Genomic DNA, 21,734 nt, shown 5'->3' on the forward strand with positions numbered 1-21,734 from the left:
GGCCGCAGCGCCGCTGCGACGGGTCCGGAAGTGGACCCGGACGTCTAGTTTGCGAACACTGCTGTTCGTTGAGTGCTACCGTCATCCCATGAAAGCCCGCTCGGCCCGTTGGCTACGCCGCTTCGGTTCGCCTCCCGATATCGAAGGACGACGGATTCTGGTTACCGGCGCGGCGCGTGGGATCGGAGCCGCCCTCGCCCGGCAGCTGCACGCGCACGGCGCCCGGGTGGCCCTGCTCGGCATCGAGCAGGATCTGCTGGCGCAGGTGGCCGCCGACTGCGGCGACGCGCCGTGGCGCTACTGCGATGTCGGCGATCCGAGCCAGGTCGAGCGAGTGATCACCGCACTGGTGAGCGAACTCGGCGGACTGGACGCCGTGGTCGCCAATGCCGGTATCGCCCGGCAGTTGCCGCTCATCGGCGGCGATCCGGCGATATTGGAGGAGACGCTCACCGTCAATGTGCTCGGCGTCTACTACACGCTGCGCGCGGCCGGCCCGCATATCGCCCACGCGGGCGGCTACGCGCTGCTGGTGTCCTCGCTGGCGGCGGCCATCCACCTACCCCTGGCGGGGGCGTACAGCGCCTCCAAGGCCGCCGTCGACGCGCTCGGCAACACGCTGCGAATCGAATTGCGGCACACCGGAGCTCGGGTCGGCATCGCCTACTTCGCCGAACTCGACACCGAGATGACCGGGCGCGGCTTCGGCACCGAGGCCGCGCACGCCATCCTGGGCCGCGACACCGTCTCGAACGTGGCCCCGCTCGGCCCGGCCATCGACGGTCTGGAACGCGCGCTGGCACGCCGATCGCGGCGGGTCGTGTCACCCTATTGGGTGGGTCCGCTGCTGTGGTTCCGCGGCATCGGGCAGTGGGCCGTGGATACGACGCTGCGGTCGGGTGTCGCCTCCGGGGTGGAGATCGCCCGCACCGAGGTGGCGCCCTACACGACCGACCAGCCCGCCCGCCCGCGCCGACTGCGGCGGCCCGCCTGAACTCGCACGACGGAGAGCGTATGACCGACTCGGCAGTCACCGCCCGCCTGCCCCGCGGCCGCCACGGCCTGCCCCGGGAGACCGTGGTGCGCGCCCAGCGCGACCGCATCCTGCTCGCCATGGCCGAGGCGATGGCGGAGAACGGCTATGTCGGCACACCGGTCGCGGCCATCATCAAACGCGCCGGGGTGTCCCGGGAAACCTTCTACGAGCAGTTCCGCTCCAAGGAGGACTGCTTCGAGGCCGCCTTCGAACGCGCGGTGGAACTGCTGCTCGCCGGCATCCTCGACGCCACCGGCCGCAGCCCCGAGGGGGAGACCCAGCGGCAGCGGCTGGAGCGGCTGCTCACCTCCTACCTGGACGGACTGTCCGCGCACCCCGCCTACGCCCGACTGTTCCTGGTCGAGGTCTACGCGGTCGGCAGCGAGGCCATCCACCGCCGCACCAGCCTGCAGGAGACCTTCGTCGCCATCGTCGGCGATGTGCTGGGCGCGGAAACCGAACAGCAGCTATTCGCCTGCCAGACCCTGGTGGCGGCCCTGAGTTCCATGGTCACCGCGTGTATCGCCACCGACGACATCGAGGGACTGCACGATCTGCGGGAGCCCATGCTCGACCTGGTCGCCCGCAGCGGGGACCTGTTCGGCACGCCGCTGGCGCAGGATCAGCAGCACGAGCCCGGCCAGGGCGGGTAGTCCGGCGGCGGCGAGCGCGGTGGCCGCGGGACCCAGCCGCGTCACGGTTCCCAGTAGCGTCAGCCCGCCGAAGTAGAGGAACAGCAGGCCGGAGCAGGTGGCGATGGCACGTTCGGGAATATGCCTGCCCACGGTGACGCCGATGGCGATGGCCAGCGCGCCCGCCGCCACCATGCCGACCACCGAGCCGATCCACACCGCCAGCCAGCCCCGGTCGGTGGCCAGCGCCATGGTCGCGAACATGGTGCGGTCGCCGAGTTCGGCGAGCATGAACGCGGACAGCACCACGAAGAACGCCGAGCGCGAGGTGGGCCGGGTGGTCGCCGTGTCGGAGTCGTCCGCGGCCGGTTCGGGCAGCACGTCGCGCAGGGTCCACAGGCCCACGGCCAGGAAGATGGCGGCGGCGAGCAGCGAGATCAGCTCGGTCGGCAGCGCCGTGCCGAGGAAGTGGCCCACCCCGACGGCCATGAGGTTCACGGCCACGCTCGCGGTGGCGATCGCGCTCAGCACCACCCACCAGCGGTAGCGCAGCGCGAAGGTCAGCGCCATGAGTTGCGATTTGTCGCCCAGTTCGGCGAGGAACAGTGCGCCGAAACTCAGCAACACGGTGGTGATCATCGTTCAGGCTCCCAGGGCTCCGGCCTGTCGGCTGAACGACACAGAGCCCTTCAGCCGACACCGCACCGGTAATTCGGATCGGTTGTCATCGGCCGAAGGTCTCGCCCACCGGAGTTCCGGTTCCCGCAGCCGGATCCGCGACGGGACCAGTATGTCGACTGCGCGATTGGGGGCTACTCCCCTTCGCTGTCGGCCACTCTACCCCGGCAAACCGCCCGCCGCCAACCGGACGTAATCGAAATCGCAATGCGCGCAATAAGTTTGGGAGTCCTGCCCGGTGGTTTCGGGAACCCTCACGCGGCCAGCAGCATGGCCAGAACCGCGGTGTCGGGGTCGCTGATCGGATCGACGCCCACACGCGAAACCATGGAGGTCACCACGCCGTCGCAATCGGTCTCCACCCAGGCCGCGCGATGTTCCAGCCCCAGATGCGGCACCCCCGGCAGTAGTACGCAGCCCGATGCCGCGCCCGCCAGTTCGGGCAGCGACGGCCGCGTCTCGCGCGGCGGATGCAGCATGAGCAAGGCCGATGGCACATGCTCGGCAAACCGTCCCGGCTGCAATGCCTCGTCGCCGAGCACCGGCCCCTCGGCCAGCACCAGTCCCACCGTGCCGGGTTCCGGATCGTCGGGCAGATCGTCCCGGGTCCCGAACACCGTCGTGGTCGGCAGCAGCCCCGGCAGGCTGGCCACCCGCACGGCCAACACCAGCAGTTGCGCCCACTCCTTGGTGGAATCCGGCCACCGCCCGGAAATCAGGAAACCCCGCAGCGCTCCGCGTGCCTGGAACGGCGTCACGCCGATGTGGTCGTTCGTATTCATCTCTGCCTCCCGAGACCCGAAATCGGGGCGGCCCTGCCCGTCCTACCTGTAGGGATACCCAGGTTGCCCGGGAACTCAACTGGCACACAAGTACCAGAGATTGCTAGCAGACGGGCACGCCGGCGGGTAACCGGCGGCACGGACCGTCGCGGGGCGGCCGAGCTAGACCGTCAGCAGGCCCTTGGTGCGGCCCGGATGGTTGGTCGCGACCCAGCTGACGCCCAGGTCGGCGCAGAGCTGGACGTCGTCGGCGTCGTCGACGGTCCAGCAGTAGGTGGCGCGGCCCGCCGCGGCGGCCTTGTCCACCAGGTCGGGGTGTTCGCGCAGGGTGCGCACCGAAGGACCGACGGCCGTCGCGCCCACCGTGGTGGCCGCGCCGCCGGAGAGGTAGAGCGACGACTCACCGAGCAGCACCGTCGGGAGCAGCGGCGCGGCGCGGCGGATGCGCCAGACGGCGGTCGCGGCGAAGGACATGACCACGGCGCGGGAATGGTCGGCGGAGGCGGGGGTGGCGATGCCGTAGCGCTGCAATTCGTTCAACAGCGTGGTCTCCACCAGCGCGCCGTACCGGACCGGGTGCTTGGTCTCGATGAAGAGCTTGGTGGGGCGGCTCTTCCAGTCCAGCACCAGCTCGATGAGCTGGGCGAGGGTGAGCACGGCGGCGGGCTCGCCGTCCGACCCGAAGTCGAGGGCCTCGAGTTCGGCGAGGGTCATCTCGCTGACCGCGCCGGTGCCGGAGGAGGTGCGGTCGACGGTGCGGTCGTGCACGCACACCAGCTGGCCGTCCTTGGTCAGACGCACATCGCATTCGACGCCGTCGGCGCCCTCCTGGAGTGCGAGTTCGTATGCGGCGAGGGTGTGTTCGGGTTTCGCCGCCGATGCGCCCCGATGCGCGACCACGAACGGCGCACGACTGTCCCGGCTCACTTCGCCAATACCTCCTCATGCTCGAATTCCGGCGAACCGTCCGGGTTTTGGGGCTCACCGGCCGGTGCACTCACGGTGGCCTCATCATTCCCGACGGCGGCGCGCGGCGCGCGTTCGGCGGAACCGCCCGGCCGCACCGGCTCGATGACGGGTTCGGCCGGAGCCGTCGCCACGGTCCAGCGGTGCCCGGCGCGCGGGCGTCCGAGCACATCCAGCCCCTCGCAGCCGCGCAGCACCCAGAGCGTCAGCACGGCCACGCCCGCGGCGACCAGGTCGGTGACGGCGGTCCACAGCACGCCGTCGGCCTCGGCCTGCAGCGAATCCGGCAGCCGCCACAGCAGCGCGCCGAACACCATGAGGGCGTTGCCGATCCAGACGCCCCACCAGATCCGGACGGCCCGCAGCAGCCGCGGATCCGCGCGCCGCCGCGCCACCTCGGTGAGGAAGACGCCGGGCCACAGCAGATTCGCGACCGGGACCAGACAGCCCAGGGCCAGCATGAGCGACGACCGCGGATCCCGTTGTCCGGCCTCGGCGTACGCGGCGCGCCGGAGATCGGCGAGCCGTCCGACCACCGCGACCGCGCTCACCAGCGCCAGCAACAGGGCGGCCAGGGCGGTGGTGTAGACGAGCGCGTCGGAGAGCGCCAGCAGCCACGGTTCGATGAGCCGGGTGCGATTGCGCAGCAGGATGCCGTAGCGGCCCAGTTCGGCGAGTCCGGCGGCGAGGAACACACCGGCGGTCACGGTCAACAGCAGCGGTACCCGGGCGGCGAGCCGGTCCCAGCGCCCGGCCGGGGCGACGGCGGGCTGCGGCGGCACGTCGCGCAGCCCCCAGCGCGGGATTCGGGTGTAGTGCGGGGTCTCCCACGAGCCGGAGCGGCGCGGGCCGGGCGCGGGGACTTGCGGCGGCCGGGCGGCCGGGCCACCCACCGGTAGTTGCGGCGGGCGGGCGGGGCGTCGACGGGCGCGGGCGAGAGCAACACGCCGTGACAGCGCGGACACCAGTGCAGCGGCGTGCCCTGCACGGCCCAGCGCGCGCCGCAGCGGGCGCAGGGTTGCACCACCGGCGATCGCGTCGGCGATCGCGGAACGGAACTCACCGGACGTGTCCCCCCTTCATCTAGTAGATCTTCTCATCTAGTAGATCTTCGCCTGTTGCTCGTCGTCGCCGGTGAGCGGACGGCCCGCCTGCTGCCAGGCGACCATGCCGCCGGAGACGTGCAGGACCTCGTAGCCGATGTGCTCGAGGTACTGGGCCACCTGGATCGAGCGACCGCCCTGGCGGCAGATCACGTACACCTGGGCGTCGATATCTATTTCGTCGGTGCGCGCCGGGACGTCGACCATGGGGATGTGGATGGCGCCCGGCGCGTGGCCGAGCCGCCACTCGTCGGGCTCACGGACGTCGAGCAGCAGGGCGGGCACGCTGTCGGTCGTGCCCCACGGCTCGGCGGCGTCGAACTCCGCGGGCACGGCGTCGATCGGTACCGAGGGGATGTCGGGGCTCGTCACCCTGTCGATCCTGCCACGGGGGCGCGGTGGCGGGGGAGTTCCATTCCGGTCGAGCGGCAGGTTATCCACATAATCCACAACCTGATCCACAGGTCGAGACCTGTCCGGAATGTCCGGCCGAGCGCCCCGGTAGGTCCCCTCCACGTGCCGGAGCGTTCGGCCGGATATCTCTTTCGACGCAGCACCGGAACGATCGGTTCCCGGTGGAACCGTAAAAAACGACAACACTGCACAAAAACGAAAATCCCCGGTTCACGCAGGCACTTTCGGTAGCCTCGGACCATGGATACGAGCAGGGGGCTACTCGACACTCTGGACACCAACGGACTCAACACCGCCCTGTCCGAGGCGACCTGCCTCGGTATACAGGTCGAACCGGCAAATGCTCGGCTACGGCTCGAACTCGATGTACTGACCTTGCCGCTGGACGGGCCACCGCCCGCCGACTGCGCGGTATTCCTCACCCTCTCCGGCGTCAGCCGGGTCGCCGCCTCCTTCCGCCGCCAGCAGTGGGACGACCTGGAGCCGGAAATCCTGCCCGCCACCCTCGAGACGCTCGGTGACGCGGTGCGCAGCTTCGGCGGCGGCGCACTGCACGGCTGGGAGTTCTTCGACCTCGACGACAGCAGCTGGGCGCTGTGGCGGGAACTGCTCAGCTTCGACACCGTGCTCGGTGCGGGCGAGGGCGCGCACATCTTCGAGTTCTCCCAGGAGGAGGGCATCGACCCGCGCGAACTCGATATCCGCGTGTGGTTCGACCGGGTGAGCATCCAGGACTGCCACGGCCACGAGATCCCGGTCGCGGATTTCATCGCGGGCGGCATGCGGTGGTGGGAAGCGCACGACAGGTGCGATCCCCGCACCATGCGGCCGGATATCGTGCCGGCGCTGTAGCCGGGCGCAGTTCCGCGCGACGACCTATGTGCCCGGGCCGATCGGGCACCGCACGCCGGTGCCGTGGTCGGGGCAGTAGCCGCCGGGGTTCTTCGCCAGATACTGCTGGTGATAGCCCTCGGCGTAGTAGAACGCGGACAGATCCGGTAGCGCGGCGATCTCGGTGGTGATGCTGCCGTACCCGGCCGCGGTCAGACTTTCCTGATACGCCGCCGCGGTCTCGTGCGCGATGTCGGCCTGCCGGTCGTCGAGAGTCAGGACGGCCGAGCGGTACTGGGTGCCGCGGTCGTTGCCCTGCCGCATGCCCTGGGTCGGATCGTGGTTCTCCCAGAACCACCGCAGAATTCCCGCGTAGTCGACCACCTCGGGGTCGAACGCGACCAACACCGCCTCGGTATGCCCCGTGCGCCCCGAACACACCTCCTCGTAGGTGGCGTTGGGCGTATAGCCCCCGGCGTATCCGACGGCGGTGCTGTGCACGCCGTCGTGCAGCCAGTAGCCCTGCTCCGCACCCCAGAAACAGCCCATGGCCACCACCGCGACCTCCGTGCCCGCGGGGAACGGTGGTTTCAGCGGATGTCCGTTGACGAAATGTCGCTCCGGGACGACCAGCGGTTCGGCACGGCCGGGCAACGCCTGCTCCGGCGTCACCGGCACGGCCTGCGGCAGTCGTATGCGGGCTACGAGTTCGTCGTACCACGACATGGGTCCGATGCTACGGCAGCAGTCTCGGCCCGAAGCGGGGCCTGTTTGCGCCGGTGCTGCGCGGGCACCGTCCACTTGCTGGGATTATCGACCGGCGCCGGAATCAGGGGGGAGCGCCCCCGGTTGCAACCGAGCGGGTGTACGAATGATGGTTGGGTGCGCTCTACACACCGAGGGCACACGGCCCCGACACTGAGGAAGGGACATCGTGGCTGAGTACACGCTGCCAGATCTGGATTACGACTACAGCGCCCTGGAGCCCCACATCTCCGGGCAGATCAACGAACTGCATCACTCGAAGCACCACGCCGCCTACGTCGCGGGCGCGAACACCGCGCTCGAGAAGCTGGAGGAGGCCCGCGAGAAGGGCGACCACGGCGCGATCTTCCTGTACGAGAAGAACCTGGCCTTCCACCTGGGTGGCCACGTGAACCACTCCATCTGGTGGAAGAACCTCTCCCCCAACGGTGGCGACAAGCCGGTCGGCGAGCTGGCCGCCGCCATTGACGACCAGTTCGGTTCGTTCGACAAGTTCCGCGCGCAGTTCACCGCCGCGGCCAACGGTCTGCAGGGCTCCGGCTGGGCCGTCCTGGGTTACGACACCCTGGGCCAGAAGCTGCTGACCTTCCAGCTGTACGACCAGCAGGCCAACGTCCCGCTGGGCATCATCCCGCTGCTGCAGGTCGACATGTGGGAGCACGCCTTCTACCTGCAGTACAAGAACGTCAAGGCCGACTACGTGACCGCGTTCTGGAACGTCGTCAACTGGGAGGACGTGCAGGAGCGCTTCGCTCGCGCCGTCTCCCAGGGCAAGGGCCTCATCTTCGGCTGAGCCGACCCGATGTGACCTGCGAGGGCCCGCGAACCGCCCAGGTTCGCGGGCCCTCGTCGTCCCCGCACGACCACGCGACCCGGCGGCCGCGGCCCCGCGACCGTATCGACGCCGACCGCGAGTCCAGGCATATATGCAGGTCAAAACGGGGAAACCCGCCCCTGCCTGCTACGCTGCCGCCTCATGGGTAAGAGCAAGCGCAACAGTCCCAAGCCGGGGAGCAATCGGCAGGCGAAGCTGGCCGAGCGCCGGGCGGCGCAGGAGCGGGCGGCGTCGGTGGTGACGCGGCCGTTCGAAGGCTTGGCCGCGGAATGCGATCTGGTGGCGCTACGGGAGTTCGTGCCGTCGGCGACCGCCACGCTGAAGCTGTCGGCGAATGTCGCCGCCGAACGCCCCGTCACCCTCGCGACCGTGCTGCCGGGCGCGGTGTCGGCGCTGGTGCGCGCCGGGGACGAGCCGACCGGGTTCGTGGGTGTGCAGGTGCAGTTCCAGTCCGGTGATCCGGCCGCGGATCTGGCCGCCGCGATTCTGTGGACCCAGTCGGCGGAGCCGGGGGAGTCGTTGGCCGCCACCAGTGCCGAGGGCGCGCCGAGCCTGGCCGAGGTGCTGGATCCGGGTGCGGCGCTGGATCTGACGGTGCATCAGGACTTCAACTGGTGGGTGCCGGCGGGGGTGACCCCGGACCCGCAGGTGGCCGCCACCATCGAGCAGGCGAATCAGGCCATCATGCCGTCGGCGCGGCTGGAGCTGGGCGGGGACGCCATCGGCGCGGCCTGGTGGGTGGACGCCGGCGAGAAGGCGCATCTGCGCTGGGTGCGTCCGGAGGACGAGGACGCCCTGATGCTGGCCCTGGCCCGGCTGCACGCGGCCGGGAATCTGCACCTGGGTGAGGGGTCGCGGTTCGCGGGGTCGTTCCGGACCCACGGCCTGCTGGTGCCGGTCTTCGATCTGGACCGCGAGCGGCACGCCAGCGAATGGGTGCCGGGGGCAACGGAATTCGGTGCGCGACTGGTCGAGGCGCTGGCGGTGGACGAACCGCTGACGAGTGCGGAACGCCGCTCGCGCGATGGTCTGCGTTCGCGCCAGGTCACCTTGCGCTGACGCGCGAAATTTCCTGGGGAATTTTTTGAAAAACCCTCATTTCTAACCTGGCTCTCGGTTAGGTTCTCATCACCCCGGAAGGTCGGGGGAGGTGAGGATCTTCTCGCCGAAGCAAGAGATGAGGAAAACCATGGACGCGATTCTCGAAATCATCACCGGTCTGCTCGGCTCCCTGAGCGCCGAGTGACCGATCTCCCTCGGGAGACGAACGGCAGGCCCGGTCCAGCGCAAGGGACCGGGCCTGCCGTACTCGGGGCACCGCTTTACAGATGACCGCCCGCGGTGGACGGGGCGCCGGAGGCATCCGACGGCGAACTCATCTCGCGTGCGACGAAATTCTCCAGATCGAACAGATTCGCGGCGGCCCGCTCGGCGACATTGACGAGCGTCTTCATATGGGCGACCTCCTCGACCTGCTCCTTCAGGAACCACTGCATGAACTGTTCGCCCAGGTAGTCGCCCTCTTCCCGGGCGGTGCTGGCGAGCTGGACGATCTGCTCGGTCACCGCCTGCTCCTGGGAGAGCGCGAGCTGCAACGCTTCCTTCGCATTGGCGAACTGCGCCTTCGGGGCGTCGACGTCGGACAATTCGACGTTGATATCCCGATCGAGGAAGTACTGCACGATCATCATCGCGTGATTGCGCTCTTCGACGGCCTGCTTGTAGAAATGCTTGGCCAGCACGGGCAGATCGGCATTGTCGAACCACACCGCCATTGCGATGTACTGGTGTTCGGCGTTGAATTCATTCCGGATCTGATCGTGCAGCAGAGCGTGGAACTTGCTGCGCTGGGACTTGGCGTGGCTGGACATAGACATGACATTAACGCTGGTCACAGCGCGTGTCATCCAAGTGCAGCCTTATTGAGGACGGCCTTATTGAGGCAAGTATTGCCTCACCAAGGTTGCCCTAAATGCCCGGTGTCAGCAGCTCGTCGGGAATCGGCTCGTCGGCCGCCAAAGCCTCGAAGAACTGCGACGCTTTCGTTTTGTCCCAGAGCAGCACGTTGCCGCTCGCGGTATCGGTGAAGCCGCCGATCGGCACCGTGGTGGCTACCGGATCGTCGCGCAGCGCCCAGCCCAGACGTGCTACATCCCACACATGCGCACCCTGATCGACCCGCAGGGACTTCGTCGTATCCCGCAGTAGCGGCCACGCTCGGAACGGATTGACGAGAGTGCTTGTCGCGGTGGCCTTCTTCAACAGTGCCGCCATGAACATCCGCTGATTGTTCATGCGGTCGAGATCGGCCAGCGCGGTGGCGCGGCTGCGCACGAAACCCAGTGCCTGCGCACCGTTCAACCGCTGGCATCCGGCGGGCAGGTCGATTCCGGCCAGCGGATCGTCGATGGGATTCGGCAGGCACATGTCGATACCGCCGACCGCGTCCACCACGTCCGCGAAGCCGCCGAATCCGATCTGCGCGTAATGGTCGATGTGCAGGCCGGTCGCGATTTCCACGGTCTGGGTGAGCAATTGCGCGCCGCCGAAGGAGAACGCGGCATTGAGCTTGTCCCGGCCGTAGCCCGGAATGCTCACGTACGAATCGCGCGGCAGGCTCACCAGGGTCGGCCGACCGGACCGTGGCATGTGCACCAGGATGATGGTGTCGGTTCGCTCCGAACCGACCTCGCCGCCGGTCGCCAACTCCTGTTCGCGCTCGGGGGTCAGCCCGGCGCGGCTGTCGGAACCGACCAGCAGCCAATTCGTCCCGGGCGTGTCGCCCACCCGATCGTCGTAATCGGTGATGGCGTCGATGCGGACCAGATTGTTCTCCACATAGAACGCCGCCGCGATGGGGAGGCTCACCAGGAGCACGAGCAGCGCCAGCAGCCAGCGACCCCAATGCCGCTTGCGTTTCGGTCGCGGCCCGCGCGGTGGTCGGGCACCGCGCCCGCGGGTGGCGCGCGGTGGCGACGCGGGCGGTGGCGGGGACGCCGCACGATGGGGGACCGGGCGCTGGGTCGGCGCATGGGTGGCCGCACCCGCGTCGGGGGCGCGCCGCGACTGCCGCGGCGGGGGCTGTTTCGGCGGCGGTACCTGGGACTTCGGCGGCGGTACCTGGGACCACGCCAGCGCGGGTTCGGGCTCGTTGCGCGGCATGCGGCGGGTGCGGTTCACGGCGGGGCCGCCGGGTGGTTCGCGCCGGTCCTCGGGCCGCGGTCCACGCGGTGCCTGCCGTCGTGCCGGTTGTTGCGGCGGTGGCTGCCGCCGTGCGGGTTGTTGTGGCGCTGGCTGTTGCCGTGCCGGTTGTGGCCGCGGTACCGGTGCCGGACTGCCCCAGCGGGCTTCGCCGGGGTGGGGTTGCCGCGGATATGCCGGAGATTCGCCTGCCCTGCGCGGCGGCGACTCCCGGCGCATCCGTGCATCGTGCCGAGGGTCGTCGCCGTTCATCACTTGAGACTGTACTTATTCACGCTCGAAAGCGGTTCATCTCGATGTGGTCACGTCGAGGTGGTCACGGCAGCCAAGAGACGTGTCCGCGCAGGAAGGTGTAGCCGATGTAGGCCACCGTGTCGATCAGCGCGTGCGCCAGCAGCAGCGGCCACAGCCGTCCGGTCCGCTGCCAGTAGCGGCCGAAGATCACACCCATCACCAGATTCCCGACGCCGCCGCCGAGACCCTGGTACAGGTGATAGCTGCCCCGAAGCAAGGCCGAGGCCAGCAGCGACCTGTTCTCCGACCAGCCCAGCGCACGCAATCGCGTGATCAGATAGGCGACCACGAGAATCTCCTCGGCCGCCGAATTCGCCCACGCCGACAGCACCAGCACCGGCAGCCGCCACCAATGCTCCAGCGAACTCGGCACGATGGTCACGCTCACCCCGAGCGCGTGCGCCACCAGATACAGCGCCAGCCCGGGGATTCCGATCACCGCCGCCAGTACCAGTCCCGGCACGATGTCGGCGCGCCAGCGCACGCGCAGCAGGCCGAGGGCGCGCGGCCCGATTCCGCTGCGCCACAGCAGGTACAGGCCCAGTGCCGCCCAGCCCAGCAGCCGGGCCACGCTCAACAGCTGGAACAGCAGGTCGATCAGCGACTGCGCGGCGCGCGGCGCGTTCAAGGCCACCGTCTGGCCCCCGACCCCACCCGGGGACAGCGCGCTCTCCAGCAGTGACAGCGCCGCGCTCGCTCCGCTCAGCCCGAAGGTGACGACCAGGACGACGGCGATCTCGAGCCGTATCGCCCGCTGCTCCCGATCGGAGGCGGGCGCCGGCCACAGGGGTGCGGATGCGGCGGGAACCATGGGGCAAATCTATGCGCGCGACGGAGCGCGGCGTCGGCCGACAGCCGCCGCGTATGCGATGACCAGGTGCGGAGCGCTAGTCGATGGTCCGCCGCAGCCGTGCGGCCGAGGAGCGCATGGCGCAGCCCGCGAGCGCGCGCACGGCTCGGCTGAGCGCGTCGACGTCGTCGGCGGGATGGTCGAAGGGCAGGCGGACATCGTGGTCGCGGTCGACGGCCTCGACGCGCAGCGTGATGCCGTAGCGGTCGATGGCGAGCGGGTGGATGTGCCCGCGGCGCAGGTGGGCGGGGATGCGGCGGGCCAGCTGCGCGATGACGTCGGCGTGGTCGGCCTGCATGTGCTGCAGCCAGGCCGCCTCCATACCGCAGAAGGGATCGGGCCGGGCGGCGCGCAGTCCGTCGCGGCACACCGATTCGGCCCCGGTGGTGTCGGCGACCACGGCGGAGTCGACCACCAGGCGCAGCAGGGTGGTGGTGTGGCCGACGTCGAGCAGGTTGGGGTGCGGATGATCCTCGGCGACATGGGTGGCCAGGGCGCGCTGGGCGTGGGCGGGCACGGCGCGCACCCAGCCGCGCAGCCAGACCAGCGCGCGCACCGGTTCGCGCAGCACCAGGGGTGCGTGGTCGGTGAGTTCGAGGACGGCGGGGGAGCCGGTGGTGCCGGAGTTGGCGGTGAGCATGGCGGCCGTGGAGGTCATGGGTACGGCGATGACGGCATCCCCGCACTGCCGGAGCAGATGCACCGCGGTGGGGATGGGGTCCAGGCCGGGCAGGGCCAGCATGGCCTGTTCGGCATGGGCGCAGGCGCTGTGCACACGTTCGGCGGTATTGGGGGCGACAGCGGCCGGTGCCGGGTGGGGCATACACACCTCCAGGATGAATTAGGTAAACCTAAGCTAAGTGACGTAGGTCGCCAACGCAAGCGGGAACTTGCTTCCGACGGCGTGGCGGCCGCTACCGTGAGTCGGTGTCGCACGATTCGCCCGCACCCGAGCCGATCCCGCTCACCCTGTCGGTGCCGCCCCGCCCCGAACGCGGTCTGACCGACGATCTGGTGCGGCCCGTCGGCCCCGTACATCCCGAGATCGAAGTGGTGGATCTGACGGCCTCCGATGCGGCCGTCGCCGAATTCCTGGTGCGCGTCGCCCACTCCGACTCCGGATTCGTGGCCCGCACCGACTCCGGCGAGCGCGCCGTCGGCATCATCGCGGCAACCGTCGCCGCGCTCATGGGCGAGGACATCCACAGCGCGCTGGCGAACCCCGACGTCGACTTCCTGACCGGCCTGAAACCGCCCGCCGTGGCGGCGCTGCGCGAGGTGCTGCTCGCCATCGAAACCGGAAACCAGGACGCCGTGACCGCGGCGCTCACCGTACTGACCGGCGACGCTCCGACCGCTTGACCACGGACGGCCGCCGCCGGTGCCGCGAATCCAGTCCGCGGTACCCGTGCGGAACGGGCCGCGCCGGGACGCCGCCTTCCCATTCCCGGGACGGTGGCCCGCCGGTCCGCTGATGCGGGCGGGTGATCCGTCGGCCTCGACCGGCAATCGGTGAAGTGCGGACGCGCACGCAAGTAATCTCGTTATCGTGCCGCGTATCGCCTACTTCGGGCCGTCGGGAACCTTCACCGAGATGGCCCTCGCGAAACTCGAGTCCGCCGGAGCCTTCGACGGACCGGTCGAGCGTGTCGCCGCGTCCAGTCAGGGGGCGGCCATCGAACTCGTCCGGGCCGGGGACGTGGTGGCCGCGGTGGTGCCCATCGAGAGTTCCGTGGAGGGTTCGATCGCGCCCACACTGGACGCCCTCGCGGTCGGACCGCGCCTGCAGATCATCGCCGAGACCGAACTCGACGTGGCCTTCACCATTCTGGGGCGCCCGGGCATCGAGTTGGCGCAGGTGCGCACCATCGCGGCCTATCCGGTGGCGGCGGCACAGGTGCGGATGTGGCTGGCGCACCGGATGCCGGACGCACGGCCCTACACCTCCGCCTCCAATGCGGCGGCCGCCGAGGATGTGGCGAACGGGCACGCCGACGCGGCCGTGTCCACCGCCTTGGCGGGGGAGCGGCTCGGCCTGGCGGTGCTCGCCGACGGCGTGGCCGACCACGATCAGGCCGTCACCCGCTTCGTGCTGGTGAGCCGCCCACAGGCCGCGCCGCGCCGGACCGGCGCGGACCGCACCTCCATCGTGCTGGAACTGGCCAACAAGCCGGGTTCGCTCATGCGCGCGTTCGCCGAATTCGCCACGCGAGGCATCGACCTCACGCGCATCGAATCCCGGCCCACCCGTACCGGTATGGGCACCTACCGGTTCTACCTCGACTGCGTCGGACATATCGACGACACCGCGGTCGCCGAAGCGCTCAAGGCGCTGCACCGCACCGCCGCTCGGATCCGCTACCTCGGTTCCTGGCCCGCGACCTCGGCGACCGGCGCACCGCCGCCGCCGGACGAACCCGCGGCGGCCTGGCTTGCCGATCTGAAGAAGGGGGTGGCGGACCTGTGACGGGCAAACTCATCCTGGTGCGGCACGGGGAGACCGAGGGCAATGTCGCCAAGATCCTCGACACCAAGGTGCCGGGCCTACCGCTCACCGAACGCGGTGTGGCGCAGGCGAAAACATTCGGTTCCACACTGACGGTGCCGCCGCGGCGACTGTTCTCCTCGGAGGCGTTGCGCGCCCGCCAGACCGGCGGTTACATCGAGGAGGCCACCGGCGTCGGCCTCGAGGTGCTGGCAGATCTGCAGGAGGTGCAGCTCGGTGAGCTGGAGGGCTCGAATTCGACTGCCGCGCACCTGATCTTCCAGGGCATCTACCACAAATGGCATGCCGGGGACCTGTCCGCCCGCGTCCCCGGCGGCGAATCCGGCCACGACGTGCTCTCCCGCTACGTCCCCACCCTGGAACAACTGCGCGCGGAATACCTCACGAGTACCGATTCCACCGATATCGTGGTGGTCAGCCACGGCGCCGCCATGCGCCTGGTCTCCCGCGAACTCACGGGAATCCCAAGGCTTTTCGCGGCCAACAATCACCTCGACAACACCGAGACCATCGAACTGCTGCCCACCCCCGACGGCGGCTGGACCTGCACCCGCTGGGGCCGCTACACGCCACCGTTCGGCGAGAATACTTCCCCCACCGGCGACGACCCGATGGGCTGACCGGCGCACCGAATCGGAGCAGTAGCCGCGCCGATCGACGCACCGACTTCCAGACGGCCCGGGGCACCGCCCCACGCCCAACCGGCGGTCGGCTGCGGCGTCGCAACGGCGCGGAACACGATCGCGGGCACGCGACACGCCAGGATCTGGAAAGCGTGGTAGCTCGTCCACGATCCATCCACTGCGGTGCCGACGGCGGGAGTGGTATGTCGTGTTCTCGGCACGGCCTCCGGCGCGGATGCGGGTCGGTACCGTCGCACCACGCCGGTCCCGTTGACTGATGCGCGGGTGTACTTCGGCAGGGTCGTCGCCCTGCCGTTCACGGGGCAGCGGTGGGCCGGAACTCCTGGCGCAGTGGCAGATCCGCCATGAGGTGCTGTAGCGCGGCGCGGAAGCGGGCCGGGGTGCCGGTGCTGAGGGCAGTCCACCGGACGCCGTCGTCGGCCGGGCTGGTGGTGGCGAGGAAGCGGCCGTGCCGGGTGTTGAAGACGGCCATGTGGTCGGGGGCGATATCGCGGGTCCCGTCGCTGTGGACGACCGCGACGATCTCGGCGTAGGAGTGCACCTGCACCAGCGCCGCGGCGAGGGTGGCGGCGTCGCGAGGTGGATCACCCACGCGGGCAAGGCGTTCGGCCGTGGCGGCGGCGTAGCCGGTGTCGTCGAAGATGGGGACCAGATCCGCGGTGGGCGCGTTCATCCCCGCCAGTTCCAGCGGTTCGGCGGGGCCGAGGGCGGCCATGACGGTGCCGGACAGATCGTGTCCCGCCTGGTCGATGGCGTAGGAGTCGGGGCCGCGCAGGGCGATCACCTCGATATCGTCGCCCTTGGCGAGGCACAGGCGATGGATCGACGCACCCACGTACCAGCGGGCCGCCACCTCCCAGTGCGGCCGGTTCAGCACTCGAAGCCGTTCGGCCAGTTCGGGATGCACCTCGTCATCGACGAGCAGGTCGCGGTCGGCCAGACCGGCGGCGGCCGCCGCCATGGCGCGGTCGTGCTCGGCGGCGGTGTCGTAGCGGCCCACGGCGTCCAGCACCACCGGCATGTCGTCGACCGCCAGGGTCTCCAGCAGGCACTGCATGTCGTCCAGCGACAGGGTGACCGCCCCCAGCAGGGACGGTCCGCGGCCCGCGCCGAGCACGGTCACTCGGCGGGCTCCGGCGTGGCTCCGATGACGGCGGGCGCGATGACCCGGCCGTCGGCGAAGTGGTCGGCCGAGCGGCCGTAACCGTTGCCCTCCCGGGCCTGCTCCTCGTCGTCGCGGGCCTGACCGCCCAGCAGCGGACTGCCGGCGGTATTCGAACGCACCGGCGCGGCGGCCTCCGCGCGGGCGGCGGCGGCCGTCTCGCCGCCGGGCGCGGCAGCCGTCGGCGCTCCCGCGCCGAATCCACCACCCGCGCCCCAACCCTCCGGCACGCGCAAGCTGCCCGCGCCATTGCCGATGCTCACAGTGCCGCCGCCCCCGCCGAAGGACACCGCGTGCGTCGCCGCGGCCATACCGCCGATGCCGACCATCGCGGCGGCGCCGCTCCCGGCCGTCACCGGCATCGAACTCACGCCGTTCCCGGACTGCATCGCGGTGCCCACGGCGGAGATCGCCGTGCCCGCCACATTGCCCGCCGTGCTCACGCCGGTGGTCGCCACACTTCCGGCGAACTGCGCGGCCTGCGAGACCGCGCTCATCACCCCGGGATTGTTGGCGAGCGCGGCCGCCGCGGCCAGCGCCGTCTGCACCGGATTGCCGCTGTCGCCGAACGACTGCGCGGCGGCGGCCGGATCGGCCGACCCCGCGCCCATGGCGATGGGCGGCGGCATCAGGAATTCACCGGGCGTGGTGACGATGGCGGTGGTGGCGGCCTCGTAGGTCTCCATGACCAGCGCGGCCCGGATGTCCAGGGCCAGTTTGGCGGCCTCGGCGGCCTGCGCGCTGCCGTTGAGCGCACCGCCGGTGGAGTGGGCGGCGATCCGCGCGGCCTCCACGGCCGCGATCTCCGGCAGGCTCGGCATGGCGATGGACGCCACGGTGTACGCGGTGGCGTTGGCGGCGGTCTTGGCGGCCAGGGTCGCGGCCATCACGCCCTGCTGTTCGGCCCACACCGTGAATCCGCCCAGCCGTCCCAGCACATTGAGTCCGTTGATGCCCTGCAATCCGACGCCGATCTCGGCCATGACGCGGGCCACGGTGGTGGTGGCGTCCACCCAGGCGGCGGTGATGGCGCTCCACGAGGTGGAGGCGGCGGCGATCGGAATGGCGTGCGCGCCCGCGTTGAGCGTGACCGAGTTGACCTCGGCCATGCGCGGCAGCCAGAACACTCCGGTGATACCCAGCGTCATCGGTCCCCCTACACGGGTATCGAGGCTATGCCGACCGCGCGGATGGCGTCCTGCGCGAGGTACTGGGCCAGTTGCGCGCGTAGCGTCGCGGCGGCGTGGTGCAGTTCCAGCACACCCTGCGCGATCGCCCGGTCATGGCTCAGCGCGGCGTGGTTGAAGTGTCCGGCCGCCAGCAGCGACACCTCTTCGGTGCCGGACGGCAGGACGTGGGTGGTCGGTCCGGCCGCGGTGGCGACCGCCGCCAGCCGCTCGGCCAGCAGATCGAGTTCGGCGGCTGCCGCGAGGACGGCCTCCGGCTGCACGAGGACGTGGCCAACCATGCTCGAGCGCTCCTTCCGCCAGCTGCCCCGGAGACCCGACGGCCCCTACGAGAGATTGGACGCACCGCGGGCGCTATCGGTTCCAGCAAATCTGGAGCACACCTACGGCGTCAGCCCCATCCCAGCTGATGAAGGCGGTCGTCGTCAATCCCGAAATAGTGCGCTATCTCGTGAATCACTGTGATCGCCACCTCCTCCACCACCTCTTCTTCGGTGTGGCACATGTCCAGGATGGCCTCGCGGTAGATGGTGATGGTGTCCGGCAATGCGCCGCCGTAGTGGCTGAAGTCCCGATCGGTGAGGGCTATCCCGTGGTACAGCCCGAGCAGATGCGGATCTTCGGCGCTGCGGGGTTCGATGAGAATCACCACATTGTCGATGGCCTTGGCCAGTTCGGGCGGAATCAGGTCGAGGGCGTCGCCGACGAGCTCCTCGAAACGGTCGTCGGACATGGTCACCGGCATGCGCTACCCGATCACCGCGGCGGCGGCAGGTTCGGCGGGGCCGCGCCGGGCAGCGGCGGCGGGGTGTAGCGGCCGTTGTTCGGCGGTGGCACGGGGGCCTGTCCGTCGATGAGGATGTCGCCGCGCGCCGAACCGGTGATGGCCGCGAAACCCTGATCCGAGCCCTTCCCGAGCATGCAGTTGAGGCTGCGGCTGCCGGCCAGCCAGCTGCGTGTGTCGAGGAAGTCCCAGAACAGCGTGAGGGTCTTGTTGCGCAGCGCTTCGGGGGAGCCGAGGTACGCGGTGGAGTCGGTGGCGCACCGCTCCTCCATGTACTTGTCCTGATCCTCCGCGGCCGGGGGACCGTCGGTGAAGTGGGCGCCGAGGTCGACGGTGGAGACGATCTCGAAGGCGTGCGGCTGGGTGCAGTCCACCTGGTCGGTGGGCAGATTCCGGTTGATGCCGACGCAGGCGCCGACCTCGTAGATCTTGGACTGATCGCGTTCACGGATGCTGCCGGTGGTGGCGTACGCGGCCGAGCCCGTGCTCGACGCGACCTGCAGCCCACAGCGCAGGGTGCGTTCACCCGCCGTCCAGCCCGGTTCGCCGGGATTGATCAGGCCGACCACGAACTTGCCGCGCGGATCGAACTTGCCGCCGAGATAGCGCTGCGCGGCGCTGACGCAGTGCTCGTCGCGCAGTTCGGTGAAGCGCAGCGAATCCGGGAAGCGGGATCCGGCCCCGAATTCACGTCCCGGGTACTTGCTCAGATCGATGTCCGCGGTCACCTCGAACAGGTGCTTGCTGCCGCAATCCACCTTCTGCAGGTCGCTGGCGTCGGCCTTGCTCCAGGTCAGGCAGTCGCCGGTCTTGGCGGTCCCGAAGGCCGCGCCCGCCACCGCCCCGGTCGGCTGCGGCCCGGACGGGCTGTGCGCCTCCACCTTCCCGTGGTCGAATCCGCTGACGAACAACGTCACCAGCGCGGCCACCATCGCCCCGACCGCGACCGCCAGCAGCCCCCACCGCAGCGTCGGCGCGGACAGCGGTCCCCGGTCGACGACAGCGCGCATCGGACCGAGCACCTTGTCGCGGGCGCTCGGCTTCCTGCGCACGGGTGGCGCGGGCCGCTTGGGTTCCGGGGGTACGTATGCGGGCATCGCGCTCCATCATGGCAGCGCCGACCCACCCTTCGCCACGTGCTGTGCTGTGCCGCCTCTCCGGGACTTCAGCGCGCTGTGCCGCCTCCCCGGGACTTCAGCGCGCGGCTGAGTGCCGTCGTGCACGCGTGCCAGCGGTCGGGTGCCGAGCCGATTCTGGGCGTACCCGGGGAGTTACCCGGAGCATGCGAGATCAGTTGTCACGTGTGGTGAGGTGCGAGCAGGGTGCCTTTTCCGAGATGCGCGATCGGCGAACCTCTGCGCGAATGCCGAGCCCGATTTCAGGCACCCGGGTGCCCGCGCCCTGAGGTCGGTCGCCACGCCGGATTCCTACTGCGCACCGCGCGCTACCGACAGGGTGCGCTATCGCGTGATCAGGTCGGCCGCTTTCTCTCCGATGAGGACCGCTGGGGCGTGGGTGTGGCCGCGGATGATGATCGGCATGACGGAGGTGTCGGCGATGCGGAGGCCCCGGAGGCCGCGGACGCGGAGTTCGGGGTCTACGACGCCGGTGTCGTCGGCGCTCATGCGGCAGGTGCCGACCGGGTGGTAGAGGGTGTGGGAGTGGTCCTCGAGGCAGCGGCGCAGGATCTCGTCGGTGGGGGTGTCGGCGGGGACGTCGGGTTGCATGAGGTCCCCGATGTGCTGTTTCAGCGCGGGCATGTGCGCGAGGTCGACGCATTTGCGCAGTCCGGCGAGCAGGGCGGCGCGGTCGAGCCCCTCGGGGTCGGTGCAGTAGCGGGGGTCGATGCGGGGTGCGGTGAACGGGTCGGCGGAGCCGAGGGTGATGGTTCCGCTGCTGGCGGGCCGCAGCAGGATCGCGCCGAGGGTGATGGCGTGCCCGACGGGTTCGAGCAGGCCCTCCCCGACGTAGGGCGCGGGACCGAAGATGAGTTCCAGATCGGGCAGTTCGAGTTCGTCGCGGCTGCGCACGAAGCCGTACGCCTCGCCCACATTGGAGGTGAGCATTCCGCGCCGTCGCAGCAGATAGTTCACCAGCTCCGGAATGCGCTCGGCGGTGAACAGACTCCCCGCGCGGGTGCGGTAGACGATGGGCGCGACCAGATGGTCCCGCAGATTCCGTCCCACCTCGGGGCTGTGGTGCACCACCGGAATCCCCAAGCCGGACAGTTGTTCCCGATCGCCCACCCCGGACAGCATGAGCAGCTGCGGGGTGTTGATCGCGCCGCCGCTCAGGATCACCTCACGCCGCGCGCGCAGCCGATGCGTCCGCCCGTCGCGCCGGTATTCGACGCCGACGGCCCGCTCGCCCTCGAACAGGATGCGGGTGACGTGCGCGTCGGTGCGCACCTCGAGGCCGCGCCGCCGCCGCAGCGCGGGCCGCAGGTAGGCGTCGGCGGTGCTCCACCGCGCACCCCGCTTCTGTGTCACCATGGTTTCGGAGAATCCTTGTGGCACAGCGGAATTGGCTCGCTCGACGGCGTACCCCGCCTCGGTCGCGGCCACCAGGAAGTCGCGGGTGAGCGGGCGCGGGCTGCGCTGCCTGGAGATGTGCAGCGGCCCGTCGCCGCCTTCCTCGTCGCCGCTCGCGCCCTCCACGTGCTCCATGCGCCGGAAGTGCGGCAGCACCTCCTGGAACGACCAGGCGGGCCCGGCCGCGCGCGCCCAGTCGTCGTAGTCGGCGGCGAACCCGCGCACCCACATCATGGCGTTCATGGCGGAGGAGCCGCCGAGCATCTTGCCGCGCGGCCAGTAGACCCGCCGCCCGCCGAGCGCGGCCTGCGGTTCGGTGCGGTAGTTCCAGTCGTTGGCCCCTTGAAACAGCTTGGAGAATCCGGCCGGAATCCGAATGAACTTGTCCTTGTCGGCCGACCCCGCCTCCAACACCACCACCCCGACCCCATCCCGCTCACTCAACCGCGCCGCCACCGCGGCCCCCGCCGACCCGGCTCCAACAACAATGAAATCCACAGTGTCCTGCACGGATTCGGGCATGGGGCGACTCC

The 21,734-nt window shown here is 70.0% G+C and carries 23 protein-coding genes and 1 pseudogene; 8 read left to right on the forward strand and 16 right to left on the reverse strand.

The genetic code is table 11. The features are described from left to right. Window positions 1-88: 88 nt before the first annotated feature. Both ON31_RS01035 and ON31_RS38475 read left to right on the forward strand, forming a co-directional pair. Complete coding sequence (locus ON31_RS01035) at window positions 89-994, forward strand: SDR family NAD(P)-dependent oxidoreductase (protein WP_039808239.1); 906 nt, start codon at window positions 89-91, stop codon at window positions 992-994. Window positions 995-1,125: 131 nt separating this feature from the next. Then, window positions 1,126-1,182 (forward strand): annotated as a pseudogene (locus ON31_RS38475) (hypothetical protein); the annotation flags it as partial. A 321-nt stretch (window positions 1,183-1,503) separates the two neighbouring features. On the opposite strand, the gene ON31_RS35370 reads toward ON31_RS38475, so the two are convergent. From ON31_RS35370 to ON31_RS01065, 5 genes are all read right to left on the reverse strand, one after another. After that, window positions 1,504-2,307: a TMEM165/GDT1 family protein gene (locus ON31_RS35370; RefSeq protein ID WP_081592128.1), complete on the reverse strand. Its 804-nt coding sequence runs from the start codon at window positions 2,305-2,307 to the stop codon at window positions 1,504-1,506. Window positions 2,308-2,600: 293 nt separating this feature from the next. Continuing rightward, complete coding sequence (locus ON31_RS01050; RefSeq protein WP_029930482.1) at window positions 2,601-3,128, reverse strand: hypothetical protein; 528 nt, start codon at window positions 3,126-3,128, stop codon at window positions 2,601-2,603. A gap of 162 nt (window positions 3,129-3,290) precedes the next feature. Further along, window positions 3,291-4,055 (reverse strand): glycerophosphodiester phosphodiesterase, encoded by a 765-nt coding sequence (locus ON31_RS01055; protein ID WP_029930481.1) that lies wholly within the window; start codon window positions 4,053-4,055, stop codon window positions 3,291-3,293. Beyond that, window positions 4,052-5,059: a DUF4328 domain-containing protein gene (locus tag ON31_RS01060; protein ID WP_255221931.1), complete on the reverse strand. Its 1,008-nt coding sequence runs from the start codon at window positions 5,057-5,059 to the stop codon at window positions 4,052-4,054. The genes ON31_RS01055 and ON31_RS01060 overlap by 4 nt, the downstream gene beginning before the upstream one ends. A gap of 135 nt (window positions 5,060-5,194) precedes the next feature. After that, window positions 5,195-5,569 (reverse strand): rhodanese-like domain-containing protein, encoded by a 375-nt coding sequence (locus tag ON31_RS01065; protein WP_029930479.1) that lies wholly within the window; start codon window positions 5,567-5,569, stop codon window positions 5,195-5,197. 282 nt (window positions 5,570-5,851) lie between these two features. Here ON31_RS01065 and ON31_RS01070 point away from each other — a divergent pair, with 282 nt between their 5' ends. Next, a complete protein-coding gene (locus ON31_RS01070) occupies window positions 5,852-6,463 on the forward strand; it encodes a hypothetical protein (RefSeq protein WP_029930478.1) in 612 nt (203 codons plus the stop codon). 24 nt (window positions 6,464-6,487) lie between these two features. Here ON31_RS01070 and msrA read toward each other — a convergent pair whose 3' ends face one another. Next, on the reverse strand, window positions 6,488-7,168 hold the full coding sequence (gene msrA, locus ON31_RS01075) for a peptide-methionine (S)-S-oxide reductase MsrA (protein WP_039808251.1): 681 nt from the start codon (window positions 7,166-7,168) through the stop codon (window positions 6,488-6,490). Window positions 7,169-7,376: 208 nt separating this feature from the next. Between msrA and ON31_RS01080 the strand changes: the two genes are divergently transcribed. Together ON31_RS01080 and ON31_RS01085 are read left to right on the forward strand one after the other, a co-directional pair. Then, window positions 7,377-8,000 carry a superoxide dismutase gene (locus ON31_RS01080; RefSeq protein ID WP_029930476.1) on the forward strand — a complete coding sequence of 208 codons (624 nt, stop codon included), beginning with the start codon at window positions 7,377-7,379 and terminating at the stop codon, window positions 7,998-8,000. A gap of 183 nt (window positions 8,001-8,183) precedes the next feature. Beyond that, complete coding sequence (locus tag ON31_RS01085; protein ID WP_039808254.1) at window positions 8,184-9,101, forward strand: DUF5926 family protein; 918 nt, start codon at window positions 8,184-8,186, stop codon at window positions 9,099-9,101. Between the two features lie 263 nt (window positions 9,102-9,364). On the opposite strand, the gene ON31_RS01090 is transcribed toward ON31_RS01085, so the two are convergent. The 4 genes from ON31_RS01090 to ON31_RS01105 form a co-directional block, all read right to left on the reverse strand. Beyond that, window positions 9,365-9,913: a ferritin gene (locus ON31_RS01090; protein ID WP_029930474.1), complete on the reverse strand. Its 549-nt coding sequence runs from the start codon at window positions 9,911-9,913 to the stop codon at window positions 9,365-9,367. A 97-nt stretch (window positions 9,914-10,010) separates the two neighbouring features. Then, a complete protein-coding gene (locus tag ON31_RS01095; RefSeq protein ID WP_255221932.1) occupies window positions 10,011-11,222 on the reverse strand; it encodes an LCP family protein in 1,212 nt (403 codons plus the stop codon). A gap of 337 nt (window positions 11,223-11,559) precedes the next feature. Next, a complete protein-coding gene (locus ON31_RS01100) occupies window positions 11,560-12,348 on the reverse strand; it encodes a CPBP family intramembrane glutamic endopeptidase (RefSeq protein ID WP_051036589.1) in 789 nt (262 codons plus the stop codon). A 76-nt stretch (window positions 12,349-12,424) separates the two neighbouring features. Then, window positions 12,425-13,210, reverse strand: a complete 786-nt coding sequence (locus ON31_RS01105) for a DUF2470 domain-containing protein (protein ID WP_039808257.1) — start codon at window positions 13,208-13,210, stop codon at window positions 12,425-12,427. Between the two features lie 104 nt (window positions 13,211-13,314). Between ON31_RS01105 and ON31_RS01110 the strand changes: the two genes are divergently transcribed. From ON31_RS01110 to ON31_RS01120, 3 genes are all read left to right on the forward strand, one after another. After that, window positions 13,315-13,749 carry a hypothetical protein gene (locus ON31_RS01110; RefSeq protein WP_039808260.1) on the forward strand — a complete coding sequence of 145 codons (435 nt, stop codon included), beginning with the start codon at window positions 13,315-13,317 and terminating at the stop codon, window positions 13,747-13,749. 187 nt (window positions 13,750-13,936) lie between these two features. Then, entirely contained in the window at window positions 13,937-14,854 is a 918-nt protein-coding gene (gene pheA / locus ON31_RS01115) for a prephenate dehydratase (RefSeq protein WP_029930469.1), read from the forward strand. Further along, window positions 14,851-15,513 carry a histidine phosphatase family protein gene (locus ON31_RS01120; RefSeq protein ID WP_039808263.1) on the forward strand — a complete coding sequence of 221 codons (663 nt, stop codon included), beginning with the start codon at window positions 14,851-14,853 and terminating at the stop codon, window positions 15,511-15,513. The genes pheA and ON31_RS01120 overlap by 4 nt, the downstream gene beginning before the upstream one ends. 319 nt (window positions 15,514-15,832) lie before the next feature. Here the strand turns inward: ON31_RS01120 and ON31_RS01125 are convergent, their stop codons facing one another. The 6 genes from ON31_RS01125 to ON31_RS01150 form a co-directional block, all read right to left on the reverse strand. Beyond that, window positions 15,833-16,660: an ESX secretion-associated protein EspG gene (locus tag ON31_RS01125; RefSeq protein WP_051036591.1), complete on the reverse strand. Its 828-nt coding sequence runs from the start codon at window positions 16,658-16,660 to the stop codon at window positions 15,833-15,835. Next, window positions 16,657-17,847 (reverse strand): PPE domain-containing protein, encoded by a 1,191-nt coding sequence (locus ON31_RS01130; protein WP_039808266.1) that lies wholly within the window; start codon window positions 17,845-17,847, stop codon window positions 16,657-16,659. The genes ON31_RS01125 and ON31_RS01130 overlap by 4 nt, the downstream gene beginning before the upstream one ends. 8 nt (window positions 17,848-17,855) lie before the next feature. Beyond that, the gene (locus ON31_RS01135; protein WP_039808269.1) at window positions 17,856-18,167 is read right to left on the reverse strand and encodes a PE family protein; all 312 of its coding nucleotides are present in this window, start codon (window positions 18,165-18,167) and stop codon (window positions 17,856-17,858) included. 110 nt (window positions 18,168-18,277) lie between these two features. Continuing rightward, on the reverse strand, window positions 18,278-18,631 hold the full coding sequence (locus ON31_RS01140) for a metallopeptidase family protein (RefSeq protein ID WP_029930464.1): 354 nt from the start codon (window positions 18,629-18,631) through the stop codon (window positions 18,278-18,280). Window positions 18,632-18,642: 11 nt separating this feature from the next. Further along, entirely contained in the window at window positions 18,643-19,680 is a 1,038-nt protein-coding gene (locus ON31_RS01145) for a septum formation family protein (protein WP_039808422.1), read from the reverse strand. A 450-nt stretch (window positions 19,681-20,130) separates the two neighbouring features. Next, window positions 20,131-21,723 (reverse strand): GMC family oxidoreductase, encoded by a 1,593-nt coding sequence (locus ON31_RS01150; protein ID WP_039808273.1) that lies wholly within the window; start codon window positions 21,721-21,723, stop codon window positions 20,131-20,133. Between the last annotated feature and the right edge of the window lie 11 nt (window positions 21,724-21,734).

It is taken from the genome of Nocardia otitidiscaviarum NBRC 14405, assembly GCF_000308635.1.
Lineage (GTDB): Bacteria > Actinomycetota > Actinomycetes > Mycobacteriales > Mycobacteriaceae > Nocardia > Nocardia otitidiscaviarum.

Excerpts from the sequence above, each read along its gene's own strand:
- ON31_RS01135 (WP_039808269.1), bottom strand. The coding sequence starts at position 18,167 with ATGGTTGGCCACGTCCTCGTGCAGCCGGAGGCCGTCCTCGCGGCAGCC.
- ON31_RS01140 (WP_029930464.1), bottom strand. The coding sequence starts at position 18,631 with ATGCCGGTGACCATGTCCGACGACCGTTTCGAGGAGCTCGTCGGCGAC.
- ON31_RS01085 (WP_039808254.1), top strand. The coding sequence starts at position 8,184 with ATGGGTAAGAGCAAGCGCAACAGTCCCAAGCCGGGGAGCAATCGGCAG.
- ON31_RS01035 (WP_039808239.1), top strand. The coding sequence starts at position 89 with ATGAAAGCCCGCTCGGCCCGTTGGCTACGCCGCTTCGGTTCGCCTCCC.
- ON31_RS01050 (WP_029930482.1), bottom strand. The coding sequence starts at position 3,128 with ATGAATACGAACGACCACATCGGCGTGACGCCGTTCCAGGCACGCGGA.
- ON31_RS01090 (WP_029930474.1), bottom strand. The coding sequence starts at position 9,913 with ATGTCCAGCCACGCCAAGTCCCAGCGCAGCAAGTTCCACGCTCTGCTG.
- ON31_RS01145 (WP_039808422.1), bottom strand. The coding sequence starts at position 19,680 with ATGCGCGCTGTCGTCGACCGGGGACCGCTGTCCGCGCCGACGCTGCGG.
- ON31_RS01105 (WP_039808257.1), bottom strand. The coding sequence starts at position 13,210 with ATGCCCCACCCGGCACCGGCCGCTGTCGCCCCCAATACCGCCGAACGT.
- ON31_RS01100 (WP_051036589.1), bottom strand. The coding sequence starts at position 12,348 with ATGGTTCCCGCCGCATCCGCACCCCTGTGGCCGGCGCCCGCCTCCGAT.
- ON31_RS01070 (WP_029930478.1), top strand. The coding sequence starts at position 5,852 with ATGGATACGAGCAGGGGGCTACTCGACACTCTGGACACCAACGGACTC.
- ON31_RS01130 (WP_039808266.1), bottom strand. The coding sequence starts at position 17,847 with ATGACGCTGGGTATCACCGGAGTGTTCTGGCTGCCGCGCATGGCCGAG.
- msrA (WP_039808251.1), bottom strand. The coding sequence starts at position 7,168 with ATGTCGTGGTACGACGAACTCGTAGCCCGCATACGACTGCCGCAGGCC.
- ON31_RS35370 (WP_081592128.1), bottom strand. The coding sequence starts at position 2,307 with ATGATCACCACCGTGTTGCTGAGTTTCGGCGCACTGTTCCTCGCCGAA.
- ON31_RS01150 (WP_039808273.1), bottom strand. The coding sequence starts at position 21,723 with ATGCCCGAATCCGTGCAGGACACTGTGGATTTCATTGTTGTTGGAGCC.